Below are 15,535 nucleotides of genomic sequence, written 5' to 3' on the forward strand. Positions count from 1 at the left end.
AATGTGACGTTGTGAATATATCAATTTCCGCAATAAATTTCCTGTTGTAATGTGGGTACATTCTCGCTGAAACGCGAACCGAACAATAAGACACACAACATCACGAGGTATCACCCATGGCTAACTACTTTAATACACTGAACTTGCGCCAGCAGCTGGCGCAGCTGGGCAAATGCCGCTTCATGGCGCGCGATGAATTTGCTGATGGCGCGAGCTACCTTCAGGGTAAAAAAGTGGTCATTGTCGGCTGTGGCGCACAGGGTCTGAACCAGGGCCTGAACATGCGTGACTCCGGGCTGGATATCTCCTACGCCCTGCGTAAAGAAGCGATTGCTGAAAAGCGCGCGTCCTGGCGTAAAGCGACCGAAAACGGCTTCAAAGTGGGCACCTACGAAGAGCTGATCCCGCAGGCGGATCTGGTGGTTAACCTGACGCCAGACAAGCAGCACTCTGACGTTGTGCGTTCCGTACAGCCGCTGATGAAAGACGGCGCCGCGCTGGGTTACTCCCACGGCTTCAACATCGTTGAAGTGGGCGAGCAGATCCGTAAAGACATCACCGTGGTGATGGTGGCACCGAAGTGCCCGGGCACCGAAGTGCGCGAAGAATACAAACGTGGCTTCGGCGTACCGACGCTGATCGCCGTTCACCCGGAAAACGATCCGAAAGGCGAAGGCATGGCGATTGCCAAAGCCTGGGCAGCGGCCACTGGCGGCCATCGTGCGGGCGTGCTGGAATCTTCCTTCGTTGCGGAAGTGAAATCTGACCTGATGGGCGAGCAGACCATCCTGTGCGGCATGCTCCAGGCCGGCTCTCTGCTGTGCTTCGACAAGCTGGTGGAAGAAGGCACCGATCCGGCATACGCGGAAAAACTGATTCAGTTCGGCTGGGAAACCATCACCGAAGCGCTGAAGCAGGGCGGCATTACGCTGATGATGGACCGACTGTCCAACCCGGCAAAACTGCGCGCGTTCGCACTCTCTGAACAGCTGAAAACCATCATGGCGCCGCTGTTCCAGAAACATATGGACGACATTATCTCCGGCGAGTTCTCTTCCGGCATGATGGCGGACTGGGCGAATGACGATAAGAAACTGCTGACCTGGCGCGAAGAGACCGGTAAAACCGCGTTCGAAACCGCACCACAGTATGACGGCAAGATCACCGAGCAGGAGTACTTCGATAAAGGCGTCCTGATGATCGCGATGGTGAAAGCGGGCGTTGAGCTGGCGTTCGAAACCATGGTGGATTCGGGCATCATTGAAGAATCTGCGTACTACGAATCGCTGCACGAGCTGCCGCTGATCGCAAACACCATCGCCCGTAAACGTCTGTATGAGATGAACGTGGTGATCTCCGATACCGCCGAGTACGGTAACTACCTGTTCTCTTACGCCTGCGTACCGCTGCTGAAAGAGTTCATGACCACCCTGCAAGCGGGCGATCTGGGCCAGGCGATTGCGGAAGGAGCGGTTGATAACGCGCAGCTGCGTGACGTCAACGAAGCGATTCGCAGCCACGAAATCGAGAAAGTGGGCCAGAAACTGCGTGGCTACATGACCGATATGAAACGTATCGCGGTAGCAGGCTAAACACGACGAATCGGGTGGCGTAAGCCACCCGAACTGTTTTAGCTACGCAATATCGCGCCGGGATAACCCAGCTGGCGCCACGCCTCATACACCACCACCGACACCGCATTCGACAGGTTCATGCTGCGGCTGTCCGGCATCATCGGAATACGAATTTTCTGCTCAGCGGGCATGGCATCCAGAATGGTGGCCGGCAGGCCGCGGGTTTCCGGACCAAACATCAGATAATCCCCGTCCTGATAGCTTACGGCGCTGTGCGCTGGCGTACCTTTGGTGGTCAGGGCGAACATGCGCTGTGGTTTTTCGGATCCCAGAAACGCGGCGTAATCGTGATGACGAACGACGGCGGTAAACTCATGGTAGTCCAGCCCCGCGCGGCGCAGACGTTTGTCGTCCCACGTAAAGCCCATCGGCTCAATGATGTGCAGACGAAAACCGGTGTTGGCGCACAGGCGGATAATATTGCCGGTGTTCGGCGGAATTTCTGGTTCGAATAAGACGATGTTAAGCATGCTGCCCCCTTAATTGCGGGGGCAGAATAGCAGAAAAGAGAGGGACTAGGCGACGCCCGGCTCCTGCGCGCGGCTATACAGCATTTTGTAGACGGTTGCCGCCGCAGCCACGAGAGCAGGTACGCTGAGGATCATTAAAATACTGTCCGCCTGCCACTGCATGGAAAGAAGCTGGGCGCTAGTCATGGTGCCCGCCACGCCGCCGAAGCGGCCGATCCCCTGCATCCAGGCGATACCCGTCGCTCGGCACTCGGTAGGGTAAAAGGTGGCGGCCAGGGTCTGCATGCCCGACTGCGCGCCGTTCATCGCGATCCCCATCAGGAAAATTAACCCGCCAAACAGGGCGATATGGTTATGCTCAATGCCGAGTAAAAGAATCAGGCCCATCGTCAGCACGAAACCACACGCGACCACCTTGTGCGCTTCCCAGCGATCCATCATCCAGCCCGCGAGCAAAATGCCAGCGGTGCCGCCGAAGGTGAACAGCGAGGTGAGCCAGGCGGATTCCGCCAGCGCATATCCCATCCCCTGCATCAGCGTTGGCATCCAGCTCAGCAGGACGTAATAAATCACCAGCCCCATAAAATAGGTGACCCACAGCATCAGGGTGCCGGGCAGCCAGGGCATGGAAAACAGCTGCGACACGCTGCCTTTTTTCGACGCGACTTTCTCCTCGGCGAGGAAAAAGCCCGTGACGCTATCCAGCGTGCTGCGGGCGAACCGGCTGGCGATGCGGCGAACCTGGGCGACGTCTTTCCCGCGCTGCACCAGAAACTTCACCGACTCCGGCAACAGCAGCGCCAGCAGCACCGTTAAAATCAGCGGCGCAATCGCGCCGGTCAGCAGCACGCTTCGCCAGCCATGGTGAGGGATAAGCCAGGACGAGATTGCTCCGCCGCCCGCCGCACCCAGAGGGAAGCCGCAGTACATGGTGTTAATTGCCATGGCGCGGCAGCGCTGGGGGGCAAACTCGGAGATCAGCGTGATGGCGTTAGGCATGGCAGCGCCGAGGCCGAGGCCTGTCAGAAATCGCCATAGCGTCAGGGTATTCAGACTTTGCGCCCAGGCCGTGCCCAGGCTCGCCAGGCCGAAGAACAGACACGAAAAGACCAGCACGCGCTTGCGTCCCATCCTGTCCGATACCGGACCTGCAATAAGGGCTCCCAGCGACAGCCCCAGCAGCGCCGCACTCAGCACCGGCCCCAGATCCTGTTTATGTATTCCCCACTCCGTCGACAGCGTAGGCGCAATGTAACCCATCGCTGCGGTATCAAACCCATCGATCGCCAGCACCAGAAAGCCCAGCACAATAAGAAGCCAGTGAAACCCTGAAAAAGGACTTTCATCGATCACCTGCTGAATATCCACCCGACCTGAATACGTCATACGTTCCCCTCCGATGTGATGTTGTTTTTGTGTTCTTGTATTTGCTTGTCTATACAATTGCGGAGAGGCGGGGTGTGTCAAATTTTCTTATCCAGAATGTTACGCAGGTGTTATTTTCAACAAAAAAAGCGCCCGAGGGGGAAGTCGGGCGCGGAAGAAGGGAAGGCTAACCGGGGGAGATCAGGCCGCGTTTCCCTGAGAAAGAGGGGCCAGCGCCGCAGGCAGCTTACTGAGCTCCTGCACCAGAGAGTCTTTGCTGATTTCACCGATTGTTTTCGCACCGGTCAGCGTCATCGCCACCTTCATCTCTTTCTCGATCAGGTTCAGCAGATTCGCCACGCCCGCCTGGCCGCTGGTGGCCAGCGCGTACAGGTAAGCACGGCCCAGCAGCACGCTGTCTGCGCCGAGCGCAATCATGCGCACCACGTCCAGCCCGTTACGGATGCCGCTGTCGGCCAGGATCGCAATATCGCCCTTCACCGCATCGGCAATGGCCGGCAGGGCGCGGGCGGAGGAGAGCACCCCGTCAAGCTGGCGGCCACCATGGTTAGAGACCACGATCCCATCGGCGCCAAAACGTACCGCGTCGCGGGCATCTTCCGGGTCGAGGATCCCTTTGATCACCATCGGGCCGTCCCAGAATTCGCGGATCCACTCCAGGTCTTTCCATGAGATAGACGGATCGAAATTGTTCGCCAGCCAGCCGATGTAATCCTCCAGCCCGGTCGGTTTACCCAGGTAGGCCGAAATATTGCCCAGATCGTGCGGACGGCCGTTCAGCCCGACATCCCACGCCCACTGCGGGTGCGTCACCGCCTGCCAGTAACGGCGCAGGGCCGCGTTAGGGCCGCTCATGCCGGAGTGGGCGTCGCGGTAGCGCGCGCCGGGGGTCGGCATGTCGACGGTAAAGACCAGCGTTGAGCAGCCCGCCGCTTTGGCGCGCTCCAGCGCGTTGCGCATAAAACCGCGATCGCGCAGGACGTACAGCTGGAACCACATCGGGCGCTTGATGGTCGGGGCGACTTCTTCAATCGGGCAGACGGACACGGTGGAAAGGGTAAACGGAATGCCTTTGGCATCTGCGGCGGCGGCGGCCTGCACTTCACCGCGACGGGCATACATGCCGCATAAACCGACAGGTGCGAGCGCTACCGGCATGGAGAGCGTTTCGTTAAACAGTTTCGTCTCAAGGCTCAGGTCAGACATATTCTTCAGCACGCGCTGGCGCAGGGCCACCTCCGACAGGTCTTCCACGTTGCGGCGCAGGGTGTATTCGGCATACGCCCCGCCGTCAATGTAGTGGAACAGGAACGGGGGCAAAATGCGCTGCGCCGCGGCGCGATAATCACTGGCTGCTGAAATAATCATGCTTTGTTCTCCCTGGAAATATCACTCTCGCCAGGCAGACGGGTAATACGCGCCTGTCGGGCCTGATCTTCATCGAATCGTTTAATGGTGGTATGCACGAAGCCGAGATGCGCCATCATCGCCTTGCGCGCGGCCTCGGCATCACCGGCCAGAATGGCGTTGAGCACCGCCTCGTGCTGTTCGGTCAGCTGAGCAAACACCGGCGGGACCAGATACATGCGCTGGCGGCTCTGCTTCACGGAGGATTGCAGCAGGTCGAAGAACCCGCGCATGGTTTGCAGCAGTACCACGTTGTGCGAGGCCTCGGCAATCGCCAGATGGAACCGCACGTCCGCCTGGGAGGCGATGTCCGGGTCGCTGCTTTGCGTGGCTTCAAAACAGGCTTTGAGCTTCTCTTTGTCGGCGTCGGTTGCCCGCATCGCCGCGTGCCACGCGGTACTGGTTTCGATGGCGTGACGCGCTTCGAGGATGTCGAAGCTGTAGTCCGGGTCGTTTTCCATCAGCGTCTTCAGCGGCTGCACGATGTTTTGTTCGGACCAGTCGTCATGCTGCCAGCGCACGAAGGTGCCGCCGCCGCGACGGCTCAGCAGCACCCCTTCACTGACCAGCGTCGCCAGCGCTTCGCGCAATGAATTGCGCGACACGCCAAGCTGAGCGGCAAGCTGACGCTCGGCGGGCAATCTCATGCCCGCTTCCAGCTGTTGTTCTTCTATCAGCGCCCGTACGCGAGTGGCAATCTCGTCGGACAGGCGTCTGGGCATCACTATCATGGAATCATCCAGGTTAAGACATAGGCCTGCAATGTGGTGATCACGCCCACCATGCAGGTAAATATCAGGCTGTGTTTAACGGTAAAGCGGAACAGATCCGACTCTTTGCCTACCAGCCCCACCGCGGCACAGGCAATGGCGATGGACTGCGGCGAGATCATCTTCCCGGTCACGCCGCCGGTGGTGTTCGCGGCGACCAGCAGCACGTCCGAGACGCCAATCTGCTGCGCAGCCGTGGCCTGTAGGGCGGCAAACAGGGCGTTAGATGACGTATCTGAACCGGTCAGGAACACCCCCAGCCAGCCGAGGAACGGCGAGAAGAAGGTAAACGCGTGGCCGGTATGCGCCAGCGCTAACGCCAGCGTCGACGACAGGCCGGAGTAGTTCGAAATAAACGCGAACGCCAGCACCATGCCGATGGAGTAAATCGGCAACATCAGCTCTTTGATCGTCGCCGCAAAGGTCTGCACCGCGGCGGCAGGCTTCATGCGCAGCCACACTACGGAAAGGATAGCGGCAAACAGGATGGCCGTGCCGGTGGCTGAGAACCAGTCGAACTTAAACACTGCCGCATATGGCGTGGCGTCGTGCACCACCGGCGGCATACGGGCGACCATTTTGTCGAGGAACGGCACGGAGATATTAATCACCATGTCGTACAGCGCGCCGCCCGGGGCGAACAGGGCTTTAAAAGGCGGAATGCTCCACAGCGTCACGGTGGCGGTCAGGAACAGGAACGGTGACCATGCGCGCACAATCTGTCCGGCGGTATAGCCGGTGCGCGCCAGCGTCTGATCCACGTGCGATGCGCCCATGTCAGCAAAGCGGAAGATACGTACCGGCTGCCAGCGTTTCAGGAACAGCGTCAGGCAGACCAGCGACACCAGGGAAGAGATGATGTCCGGCAGTTCCGGGCCGAGGAAGTTGGAGCTGAGATACTGGGCAATGGCGAACGAACCGCCCGCTACCATCACCGCAGGCCAGGTCTCCTTCACGCCGCGCCAGCCGTCCATAATCGCCATGATCCAGAACAGCACGATAATGGTCAGGAACGGCAGCTGGCGACCCACCATCTGGCCAATCTCGAAGCTGTCCAGCCCGGTCACCTGGCCCGCCACCAGAATCGGAATGCCCATCGCGCCAAACGCCACCGGGGCGGTGTTCACAATCAGGCACAGGCCAGCGGCATACAGCGGGTTAAAGCCCAGCCCGACCAGCAGAGCGGCGGTGATCGCCACCGGCGCGCCAAATCCTGCCGCCCCTTCAAGGAACGCCCCGAAGGAGAAACCGACAATCAGCATCTGTAAACGCTGGTCCGGTGTAATAGAGAGAATCGACGAGCGAATAATATCGAACTGCCCGGTTTTGACCGAGATTTTGTAGACAAAGACGGCGGCGATGATGATCCACGCAATCGGCCACAGGCCGTAGAAGAAACCATACACCACGGAGGCCAGCGCGCGATCGACCGGCATTTTATAGAAGAACAGCGCCACCAGCAGGGCGATGGCAACGGTGTACGTTGCGGCAAGGTAGCCCTTCAGCTTGAGCTTAATTAGCGCAAAGAAGAAGAACAGGATCGGTAGCGATGCGATCAGGCTCGACAGCCAGATATTCCCGGCCGGATCGTAGTTTTGTTGCCAGAGGCTCATGCAGGTCTCCTGAGGACCACACAGGTGTTCGTCGGGTGAGTCTCTGCTCATCTCAGCGTCACACTTAGTGTAAAAGTGGTCCATCCAATATTGTGATGTAGGGTTAATGGCAATAAATGGTTAACCAAGTGTTGCTATTCGGCAATGGTTTTGTGAAGTGGAGCATCAAAACTGTGAACGATGGATAGCTTTGCGCATGATTGGTAGGACCAAAATCGCAAAATCAACTCACCGTGTGCGTTGGGAGCGGTAGTCAGGTGGAGGGCATTACTTTCGCCTTTTGAGCAGATACGGCGCGTAAAAGATGTTGAATAAAATGGGGAGGTGATAATATTACGTGAATTGAATGAGGTTTATTTGCTTTATTTGTGTTTTTGAAAAGCTGTATATATGTGAGCAGAGTGATTTATTTCCTATAAATAAAATTTTTTTTGGTTAAAAATGCGAAATCTAAGCTGTAGCAAAAAATTTTAATTAAGGTAAATTTCACATATAGATTTTAACAGTGTATTACAAACGATCAATTGCTGATCGATAAAGAAATATCCTGTTTAACCGTGATTTTTCAGGATAAAGGGCAAGAATTTTTTGCTGAAGTGACATTTTTTGGCTAATAATATTCTGAAATAAATTGATCAAACAATGATCAGTTGACTCTCTTGTAATTTAGTTACGGTATTAAAAGCAAATTAATAATTATCAGGGCAATCGAAAGGGGTTAAATTTGTTAGCTGAGTGTTAATTCCAGAGTGTTTACAGACGCGGCGTATTGCTTTTCAATACGTAGACGTTAAAAGGCATATGATTTACTATTTATCCAGAAGCAACGTTACAGAAGATATTAAATTTATTACTAACCACAACGTATTCAGTGTTATTTTCGGCCAGAACTCATTTCCTCAGTTGCAGGATATCTGTGTATGGCCTTCTGAAAATATACGGATTATCACCATGGGATGGACCCTGCTTTATTCTATAAGGTCGCGTCACCCATTCTGCTAAAACCCTTTTGGTGGCGTTTTTAAATCCTTATAGCGGTTATTGTACCTGGTATAACAAGTCTATATCTGTTTAATTTACAGAGGGGAAAGTGTTCCAAATGAAAATCAAAAATGTGGCGCTGGCGATTGCCGCGGCGGGGCTGCTGTTATCTTCTCAATCAGTACTGGCAAGCAGTGATTCTGGCGTTAATGCTTCCCTGGATACAGGCGCTGGCTCGCAGAGCACAGGCGGCGTGATCAACTTTACCGGAAAAATCACCCTTATTTCCTGTGATATTACCCCTGCGTCAAAAAGCAAAACGGTAGACCTCGGCGCGTGGGCGAAAAGCTACTTCGACGATCACAGCGAAACGACGCCGCGTGAGTTCAAAATCAACGTAGAGAACTGCCCGGAGACGGTTGAATCGGTTGCGGTACTGTTTGACGGAACCAAAGATACGGTGAATGACACACTGCTACAGGTTACGCCAGGCGAAGGTATGGCGACGGGCGTCGGCGTGAAGCTTTATAACAGCGATCGCAGCACCGCGATTAAACCGGGTACGGTATCTGAAACAACCGCACCGGATGCTGAAGGCAACGCTGAATTAACGTTTTATGCCTCTCTCGACAAAGACGGGTCGGAAATTAACGCGGGCGACGTCAATGCCGTTTCCAACTTCCTGATGGTTTATAACTGATTTCACTGTCAGCCACCTCCAGAGATAATAATGATGAAACGTTTATCGTATATTATGCTCACTGCATTAATGGTTAGTTCTGCGTCAGTTTCCGCTGGCGTTGTAATGGGGGGAACACGGATCGTATACCCACAACACAGCAAGGAGGTGGCATTTTCTGTTTCTAATATGGAAAGTGCGGTTCCCTATCTTATTCAGTCGTGGGTTGAAGGGGATGGACAGGGTAAAAATAACGCTGCGCCATTTATTGTCACACCACCTCTGTTCAGACTTGATCCGGAGCAGACCAACACGCTGCGTATTCAATATACCGGCGCACCGCTGCCTACAGATCGTGAATCTGTATTCTGGCTCGATATTAAAGCGATTGCGCCAAAGCCAAAAGAGAGCAGCAACGAATTACAAGTTAACGTTAAATCGAAATTTAAAATTTTCTACCGCCCGGACAACCTTAAAGGGGACGCTGCCACTGCCTGGCAGAAAATAACGTTTTCGCGGACGGGAAAAGGGCTTAAGGCCGCCAACCCGACGCCATACTACGTCTCTTTTTATCGGCTGACCGTTGGCGGGCATAAAATTGAGCAGCCGGGCATGATCGGTCCAGGGGAAACCCGCGAATGGCCTGTGTCCGCCTCCGGGGGCGTAAGCTGGTCGGCTATTAATGATTTTGGTGCCATCACCGCCACCCACACCCAGCCTCTTTAAGACCATGTCTTTTCGCCTGTTTCGTTACGCGCCGCTTTCGGTGTTGCTGCTTAGCTTCAGCCGCGCGGGGATGGCCGAGGATTACTTTGATCCCGCCGCGCTGGAGCTTTCCTCTACCGAACAGAAAACGGCGGATCTGCACTATTTCTCTGAAAAGGGCGGGCAGATGCCAGGCACCTGGCTCGTGACGCTGGAGATTAACGGACGCGAGGAGCGGCATCAGGAGATCACCTTCGTCAATGAGAAAGGCAGCCTGCAACCCGTTTTAAGCGTATCGCTGCTGGAAGCGCTTGGGGTGAATGTCAGGGCCATTCCTGCATTCTCACGGTTGCGGGAGGGAGAAACGTTCACGCACCTCGCGGATTTCATTCCGGCAGCGCGAACCTCCTATGATTTCAACCAGCAGCGTCTCTTTCTCAGCCTGCCGCAGGCGGCGATGAAACACCGCAGCCGTGGCTACGTGCCGCAGTCGCAGTGGGACGATGGTATCCCGGCGGCCTTTACTGATTACAGTCTGTCGGGCGGCCAGGCACATCATCAGCGTGGCGTCACGACATCCAGCTATCTGAGCCTGCGTAACGGTATCAATCTGGGGGCGTGGCGGTTGCGCAACACCTCCGCCTGGAGCCACAGCGACGCGGGCGGCGACCATTTTCAGTCGCAAAGTAGCTGGCTGACCCGGGATATTCGCCGTCTTAACAGCCAGCTACGGATCGGCGATGCCTGGACCGCAGGCGACGTCTTCGATAGCGTGGCGTTTCGCGGGGTACAGCTCACATCAAGCGAAAGCATGTTGCCCGACAGCCAGCGCGGCTTCGCACCAACCATCCGCGGCGTCGCACACAGCTTCGCTAAAGTCTCCGTTTCGCAAAATGGCTATGTGATCTATGAAACCTGGGTGGCCGCCGGGCCATTTATCATTAACGATCTGTTCCCCGGCGCACAAAGTGGCGATCTACAGGTGACGGTCACGGAAAGTGACGGCTCAACGCGCGTCTTTACCCAACCCTATTCTGCGGTGCCGTTTATGCGACGCCTGGGCAGCCTGAAATACAGCCTCAACGCCGGACGATTTCACTCCGGCTCCGGCGATGCGCGTTCACCTGAGTTTGTTGAAGGCGCTTTCTTCTACGGTCTGCTCTCCAGGATGACGGTGTATGGCGGCTTTCGTACGGCGAGTAACTATCAGGCCGGTGCAATTGGCGTAGGCAGAGGGTTTGGCGCATTTGGCTCGCTGGGCATTGACGATACGCTGGCAAAAAGCCGTTTACCCAATGGCAAAAGCGCGATGGGGCAGGCGTGGCGCATTCAGTATCAGAAAGATTTCAGCGCTACCGGCACCGCCTTCAACCTGGCGAGTTATCGCTATGCCTCGCGCAATTACTATGAATTCAGTGAACTGAATCAGTCTGACAGCCAACAGCTGCAACTCAATAATCGCCGTAGCCGCTCGCAGGTCACCTTCTCACAGACGCTGGGTCAGTTCGGCAGCCTCAGCGTCTCGGCATGGATGCAGGATTACTGGCATACGTCCGGGCAGGATAAAACCATCCACATTGGCTGGTACACCAGCTGGCGAGGCATTTCCTGGGGCGCGGGGTATGACTACACCGACTCAGCGCTTGAGCAGCATCCCGATCGTACCGTGTCGTTTAACGTCAATGTTCCGCTTGGTCACTGGTTACCGGACAGCTCGGTCAGTTACTTCATCAACCACAACAATCGTGGGATGACCACGCAGCAGGTGTCACTCAACGGCAGTGCGCTGGCGAATCGCAACCTTAATTACAGCGTTCAGCAGAGTAAGGCCAGCGAGGGACAAGCCGACAGTACCAGCCTGGCGCTGCAATACAACGGTGGCTACGGCAACGTCAGCCTCGGTTATGACCACAGCCGAAGCGGTAGCAACGCGAGCCTCGGACTCGCCGGAGGCGTTATCGCCACGCAGTATGGCGTCACGCTTAGCCAGCCGCTGGGCGATACCGTCGCCCTGCTACGCGTGCCCGGCGCGGCGAACGTTGAGCCGGAGGGCTACAACGGGATCCATACCGACAGCCGCGGCTATGCGGTCATGCCAACGCTCTCGGCGTATCGCAAAAATAACGTCAGCCTTGATACGGCGACGCTGGGTGAGAACGTCGACGTTGAGCAGAGCGGTCTGACGCTCATTCCCACCAGCGGCGCGGTGGTGCTGGCCAATTACAAAACCCACATTGGTTATCGCGTTCTGTTTTCCCTGCGCTACCACGGCGAACCGTTGCCGTTTGGCGCGCAGGCTGAAGTGGTGGAGCAGAACCGCCATTCTGCAAACCGAAGCATGGTCGCTGACGGCGGTCAGGCCTACCTGAGCGGGGTACCAGAGCGCGGCACCCTGCGCGTCAGCTGGTATCAGGACGGGGAGCAGCAGCAATGCCAGACACCTTTCAGACTGGGGAAAGCTCATATGGCCCCCGGTATCGCCACGCTATCCGTTGAGTGCCATTAGAGGAATATCATGCGTCGTTTTATTCACTGGTTTTTCTACCTGAGCCTTCTTTCGCTTTTTGGCATGCTGAGTTTTCATGCCCATGCTCAGACCTCATCTTGCCGCACCACGCGCGATCAGTGGGTCGTTCAGGTGCCCTACGCCATAGGGTATGCGCCCGGCACGGCGGACTGGACGCCGATATCTGCGCCGATACAGTCTACCGGGGCGGATTTCTACAGCTGTGATGGCGGGAATGATGCCTGGCGTAGTATCGGCTTTGTCGACGTGGATAACCCCGTCGGCACCGTGGTTGGTGAAGACGGAGCGTCACGTCACGTCTATAAAACTCAGATCGACGGCATCGGCTATGCGCTGGGGTTCCGGGAACAGCAGTACTGCGGCGCCGATGCGGTACGCTATATTGACGGCACAAGTCAGGTGAATGGCAATGAGTCCCGGCGCATTTGCGACGCATCGCAAAACCCCGCCTTTGCCAGCGCCTCAATGTATAAAATGCAGTTCTGGGTGGTGTTTTACAAAATTCCAACGACCAGCGCCATGCCTGACGATAACGCCAATTCCCAGGAGCAAAATGTCGGATCGCTGATATTGCAGGCGGGAGAAAATCAAGCCAGCGCCACCAACGTGGCGACACCGGTACAGATCCATCTCGCCAGCTTCACCGTCAGGCGTACCAGCTGTTCAGTGGGCTCTCGCAGCATTCTTGTTCCCATGGGGAGCGTGAGCCAGCGTGAATTTCATGGCATAGGCTCCCGCGCCGGAGGCGGACGCTTCAGCATTCCGGTGACCTGCGAAAATAACACGGCGGTGAAGATGGGTTTCTTTGGCGATACCACGCCGGGCAACGATCGGGCGCTGGCATTGACGAAGCAGGAGGATAGCGCCAGCGGTGTCGGGATCGAACTGCTTTACGGTGACAATACCGGTTCGGTTCAGGGGCAGGTGGTACCGTGGAACACCCCACAGGTGTCAGCATTTGGGCAAGTGGGGGATAACCAGACGCAAACCTTCTGGTTTGATGCGCATTACCTTCAGACGGAAGAGAACGTGACGGCGGGAAAAGCGGATGCGATGGCGACGTTTAACCTGATTTACAACTGAGTTTCCCCTGCCGCAGCGGCAGGGGAGGACGATTAGAACGCGGTCTTACAAAAACCCGTCATCTCTTTCAGGCCCATTTCGCGACCAAGCTCAGTCATCGGGTGCACCACCACCAGGCCACGGACGCTTTTCTTCAGCTTGCCCATGTCGGCCTGCTCTTTTTTGGTGATCGCGCGGCGATGCGGCATGTTCATCAGCTTCTGCGCTTCTTTACTCAGCTTCTGGCCTTTCACTTCGCGCAGGCGTTCAATTTCCGCCTCCAGCTTCACGGACTCTTTTTCCAGCTCGGCATATTTCTCGGCAGAATCGACCAGGGAGAGGCCAGCCATCTGATGGCGGATCAGATCCAGACGGTCGCTCAGGCGTTTAATTTCGTTCTTTTCGACTTCTTTCATGACAAATAACTCTGAAAACGGGGAATTTACAGGGAAGGATACACCAATGTGTGCGGGCTTACTTCTGAAACGCTTTTTTTAAGCTGATTTTAGAAATCAGCTCAGTCAGGGAAAGCACCATGGTGGAGCGCACAACCTGTTGATAACGCAGCTTTTGCATCGCGTACAGCTCAGGGTCGCTGTTATCAAACTGAGGTGCGGGAGGGAGCGCGGATACGCAGTGCAGTTCGCCGAAGGGCCCCAGTATCTCATCATCGGTAAAGGTGTACTCATTACCGTCATGATTGAGCTCTTCGCGCAGCGCCATTAACAGCTCGGCGTCTTCATACTCCTGGCGGTTCAGCACGCCAAGACCGTAAATCAGCTTCAGCCGTACCGATAAATCGCCCAGCGGTCCGTCTCCGTCCAGTAACGGTTCTACAGCATACTTTACCGCGTAGTCGTCTTTGCGAAACACCTGAAGCACCAGAATGTTCACCGCCTCGGTTAACAGCTCGACGGCGGCAATCAGGAAACTCCGTACGGTTTTGCCAGCATTCAGACGCTCAAGCACACGATTTTCAAAGGCCTGGGTTTGTTCCATTATTGCCTGCATATCTGACAATCTGTTATTCGGGCGCAGGCTAACCTGCGCCGGACTCTGCATCATTTGGTTGCGTTGTATGCGCTGACCGCCTCCGCAACTACGTCACTGTTGGCATCCAGACCGGAGATCTGCGCCAGCGCAGCCTGCGCGCCTTTGTCATCAATCAGCTGAGCCAGCTCAATCGCCTGCGGGTCCTGCTCGCTGCGGTAGTGCATGGCGGCAGCGATGCCCTTCACCAGGTTAGCGTGCGGCAGGCCGTATTCCAGCGTGCCCAGCAGCGGTTTAATCAGGCGGTCGCCCGCGCTTAGTTTACGCAGCGGCTGACGACCCACGCGCTCAACGTCATCTTTCAGATACGGGTTTTCAAAACGACCGAGGATTTTCTGGATGTATGCCGCGTGTTTATCAGCATCAAAACCGTAGCGTTTGATCAGCACCGCGCCGCTCTCTTCCATTGCCCCTTTGACCACCGCACGGATGTTCTCATCGAGGATCGCGTCACGAATCGTCTGATGACCGGCCAATTTTCCGAGGTACGCGGTTATAGCATGCCCGGTGTTCAGCGTGAAGAGTTTACGTTCGACAAATGCCATCAGGTTATCGGTTAATTCCATTCCCGGAATGGTCGGCAGCGCACCCTTAAACTGGGTTTTATCAACGATCCACTCGCTGAAGGTTTCCACGGTCACTTCCAGCGGATCGTTGGTGGCGGATGCTGAAGGCGGAACGATGCGATCCACGGCGGAATCCACAAAACCTACGTGCGCTTCAACCCAGGCTTTATCTTCGTCTGCGACGGTCGCAAGAACGTGGCCTTTCAGCTGCGTGGTGCCGCGCACCATGTTTTCACAGGCGATGATGTTCAGCGGTGTTTCAACGCCCTGTGCTTTACGCTTCGCCAGGCCTTTCGCGACCGCCGGGGCGATACGCTCAAGCACCACCGGACCCACGGCGGTGGTGACCAGATCAACGCTCGCGATGAGGTCAATCACGTCGTCGCCAATGCTGCTTACCGCGTTGACGCCAGAGACCGTTTCAACCTGTTCGTTTTCACCCACCACGTGAACCTGATAGCTATGACGGGCATTCAGGGCATCCAGAACCACCTGATTCACATCGGCGAATGTCAGGGTAATGCCCGCGTCTGCCAGCAGTTTACCGATAAAGCCACGACCGATATTACCTGCGCCAAAATGTAATGCTTTCATAGTGTTAACCTTCATCAATGTTTTTACCCGAGAGGGCTGGGGTGAGGAACGTTTTCCCCTCACCCTAGCCCTCTCCCCGGGGGGAGAGGGA

The 15,535-nt window shown here is 56.0% G+C and carries 13 protein-coding genes; 5 read left to right on the top strand and 8 right to left on the bottom strand.

The window, feature by feature from the left end; translation table 11 throughout:
- Positions 1-116: 116 nt before the first annotated feature.
- The gene (gene ilvC, locus ACJTMZ_RS21560) at positions 117-1,592 is read left to right on the top strand and encodes a ketol-acid reductoisomerase (RefSeq protein ID WP_006808634.1); all 1,476 of its coding nucleotides are present in this window, start codon (positions 117-119) and stop codon (positions 1,590-1,592) included.
- A 38-nt stretch (positions 1,593-1,630) separates the two neighbouring features.
- Here the strand turns inward: ilvC and trmL are convergent, their stop codons facing one another.
- From trmL to lldP, 5 genes are all read right to left on the bottom strand, one after another.
- Entirely contained in the window at positions 1,631-2,104 is a 474-nt protein-coding gene (gene trmL / locus ACJTMZ_RS21565) for a tRNA (uridine(34)/cytosine(34)/5-carboxymethylaminomethyluridine(34)-2'-O)-methyltransferase TrmL (protein WP_039269488.1), read from the bottom strand.
- 45 nt (positions 2,105-2,149) lie between these two features.
- Positions 2,150-3,490 (bottom strand): aromatic acid/H+ symport family MFS transporter, encoded by a 1,341-nt coding sequence (locus ACJTMZ_RS21570; protein ID WP_017693779.1) that lies wholly within the window; start codon positions 3,488-3,490, stop codon positions 2,150-2,152.
- 180 nt (positions 3,491-3,670) lie between these two features.
- Positions 3,671-4,858, bottom strand: a complete 1,188-nt coding sequence (gene lldD, locus ACJTMZ_RS21575) for an FMN-dependent L-lactate dehydrogenase LldD (protein WP_017382576.1) — start codon at positions 4,856-4,858, stop codon at positions 3,671-3,673.
- The gene (lldR, locus tag ACJTMZ_RS21580; protein WP_006808630.1) at positions 4,855-5,628 is read right to left on the bottom strand and encodes a transcriptional regulator LldR; all 774 of its coding nucleotides are present in this window, start codon (positions 5,626-5,628) and stop codon (positions 4,855-4,857) included. The genes lldD and lldR overlap by 4 nt, the downstream gene beginning before the upstream one ends.
- The gene (gene lldP / locus ACJTMZ_RS21585; RefSeq protein WP_003860175.1) at positions 5,625-7,280 is read right to left on the bottom strand and encodes an L-lactate permease; all 1,656 of its coding nucleotides are present in this window, start codon (positions 7,278-7,280) and stop codon (positions 5,625-5,627) included. Before lldP ends, lldR begins: the two co-directional genes overlap by 4 nt.
- A gap of 1,099 nt (positions 7,281-8,379) precedes the next feature.
- On the opposite strand from lldP, the gene ACJTMZ_RS21590 reads away from it, so the two are divergent.
- From ACJTMZ_RS21590 to ACJTMZ_RS21605, 4 genes are read left to right on the top strand one after another with little or no spacing between them, the layout of a single operon-like run.
- On the top strand, positions 8,380-8,961 hold the full coding sequence (locus ACJTMZ_RS21590) for a fimbrial protein (protein WP_015572771.1): 582 nt from the start codon (positions 8,380-8,382) through the stop codon (positions 8,959-8,961).
- Positions 8,962-8,991: 30 nt separating this feature from the next.
- A complete protein-coding gene (locus tag ACJTMZ_RS21595; RefSeq protein WP_022652045.1) occupies positions 8,992-9,666 on the top strand; it encodes a molecular chaperone in 675 nt (224 codons plus the stop codon).
- 4 nt (positions 9,667-9,670) lie between these two features.
- Positions 9,671-12,151, top strand: coding sequence for a fimbria/pilus outer membrane usher protein (locus ACJTMZ_RS21600; protein ID WP_015572769.1), 2,481 nt, complete (start codon positions 9,671-9,673; stop codon positions 12,149-12,151).
- A gap of 9 nt (positions 12,152-12,160) precedes the next feature.
- Complete coding sequence (locus tag ACJTMZ_RS21605; protein WP_015572768.1) at positions 12,161-13,255, top strand: fimbrial protein; 1,095 nt, start codon at positions 12,161-12,163, stop codon at positions 13,253-13,255.
- Between the two features lie 32 nt (positions 13,256-13,287).
- Here the strand turns inward: ACJTMZ_RS21605 and ACJTMZ_RS21610 are convergent, their stop codons facing one another.
- From ACJTMZ_RS21610 to mtlD, 3 genes are read right to left on the bottom strand one after another with little or no spacing between them, the layout of a single operon-like run.
- Positions 13,288-13,650 (bottom strand): YibL family ribosome-associated protein, encoded by a 363-nt coding sequence (locus ACJTMZ_RS21610; RefSeq protein WP_015572767.1) that lies wholly within the window; start codon positions 13,648-13,650, stop codon positions 13,288-13,290.
- 58 nt (positions 13,651-13,708) lie between these two features.
- Positions 13,709-14,299 (bottom strand): mannitol operon repressor MtlR, encoded by a 591-nt coding sequence (mtlR, locus tag ACJTMZ_RS21615; RefSeq protein WP_015572766.1) that lies wholly within the window; start codon positions 14,297-14,299, stop codon positions 13,709-13,711.
- On the bottom strand, positions 14,296-15,444 hold the full coding sequence (gene mtlD, locus ACJTMZ_RS21620) for a mannitol-1-phosphate 5-dehydrogenase (RefSeq protein ID WP_023304617.1): 1,149 nt from the start codon (positions 15,442-15,444) through the stop codon (positions 14,296-14,298). Before mtlD ends, mtlR begins: the two co-directional genes overlap by 4 nt.
- Between the last annotated feature and the right edge of the window lie 91 nt (positions 15,445-15,535).

Origin of the sequence: Enterobacter sp. DN (genome assembly GCF_046054285.1) — a bacterium.
In the GTDB taxonomy this organism is placed as follows: domain Bacteria; phylum Pseudomonadota; class Gammaproteobacteria; order Enterobacterales; family Enterobacteriaceae; genus Enterobacter; species Enterobacter hormaechei_C.

What these genes read in the sequence shown, in the direction of transcription:
- ACJTMZ_RS21595 (WP_022652045.1), top strand. Translation starts at nt 8,992, where the DNA reads ATGATGAAACGTTTATCGTATATTATGCTCACTGCATTAATGGTTAGT.
- ACJTMZ_RS21610 (WP_015572767.1), bottom strand. Translation starts at nt 13,650, where the DNA reads ATGAAAGAAGTCGAAAAGAACGAAATTAAACGCCTGAGCGACCGTCTG.
- lldR (WP_006808630.1), bottom strand. Translation starts at nt 5,628, where the DNA reads ATGATAGTGATGCCCAGACGCCTGTCCGACGAGATTGCCACTCGCGTA.
- ACJTMZ_RS21600 (WP_015572769.1), top strand. Translation starts at nt 9,671, where the DNA reads ATGTCTTTTCGCCTGTTTCGTTACGCGCCGCTTTCGGTGTTGCTGCTT.
- mtlR (WP_015572766.1), bottom strand. Translation starts at nt 14,299, where the DNA reads ATGATGCAGAGTCCGGCGCAGGTTAGCCTGCGCCCGAATAACAGATTG.
- ilvC (WP_006808634.1), top strand. Translation starts at nt 117, where the DNA reads ATGGCTAACTACTTTAATACACTGAACTTGCGCCAGCAGCTGGCGCAG.
- ACJTMZ_RS21570 (WP_017693779.1), bottom strand. Translation starts at nt 3,490, where the DNA reads ATGACGTATTCAGGTCGGGTGGATATTCAGCAGGTGATCGATGAAAGT.
- ACJTMZ_RS21590 (WP_015572771.1), top strand. Translation starts at nt 8,380, where the DNA reads ATGAAAATCAAAAATGTGGCGCTGGCGATTGCCGCGGCGGGGCTGCTG.
- trmL (WP_039269488.1), bottom strand. Translation starts at nt 2,104, where the DNA reads ATGCTTAACATCGTCTTATTCGAACCAGAAATTCCGCCGAACACCGGC.
- mtlD (WP_023304617.1), bottom strand. Translation starts at nt 15,444, where the DNA reads ATGAAAGCATTACATTTTGGCGCAGGTAATATCGGTCGTGGCTTTATC.
- lldP (WP_003860175.1), bottom strand. Translation starts at nt 7,280, where the DNA reads ATGAGCCTCTGGCAACAAAACTACGATCCGGCCGGGAATATCTGGCTG.
- ACJTMZ_RS21605 (WP_015572768.1), top strand. Translation starts at nt 12,161, where the DNA reads ATGCGTCGTTTTATTCACTGGTTTTTCTACCTGAGCCTTCTTTCGCTT.
- lldD (WP_017382576.1), bottom strand. Translation starts at nt 4,858, where the DNA reads ATGATTATTTCAGCAGCCAGTGATTATCGCGCCGCGGCGCAGCGCATT.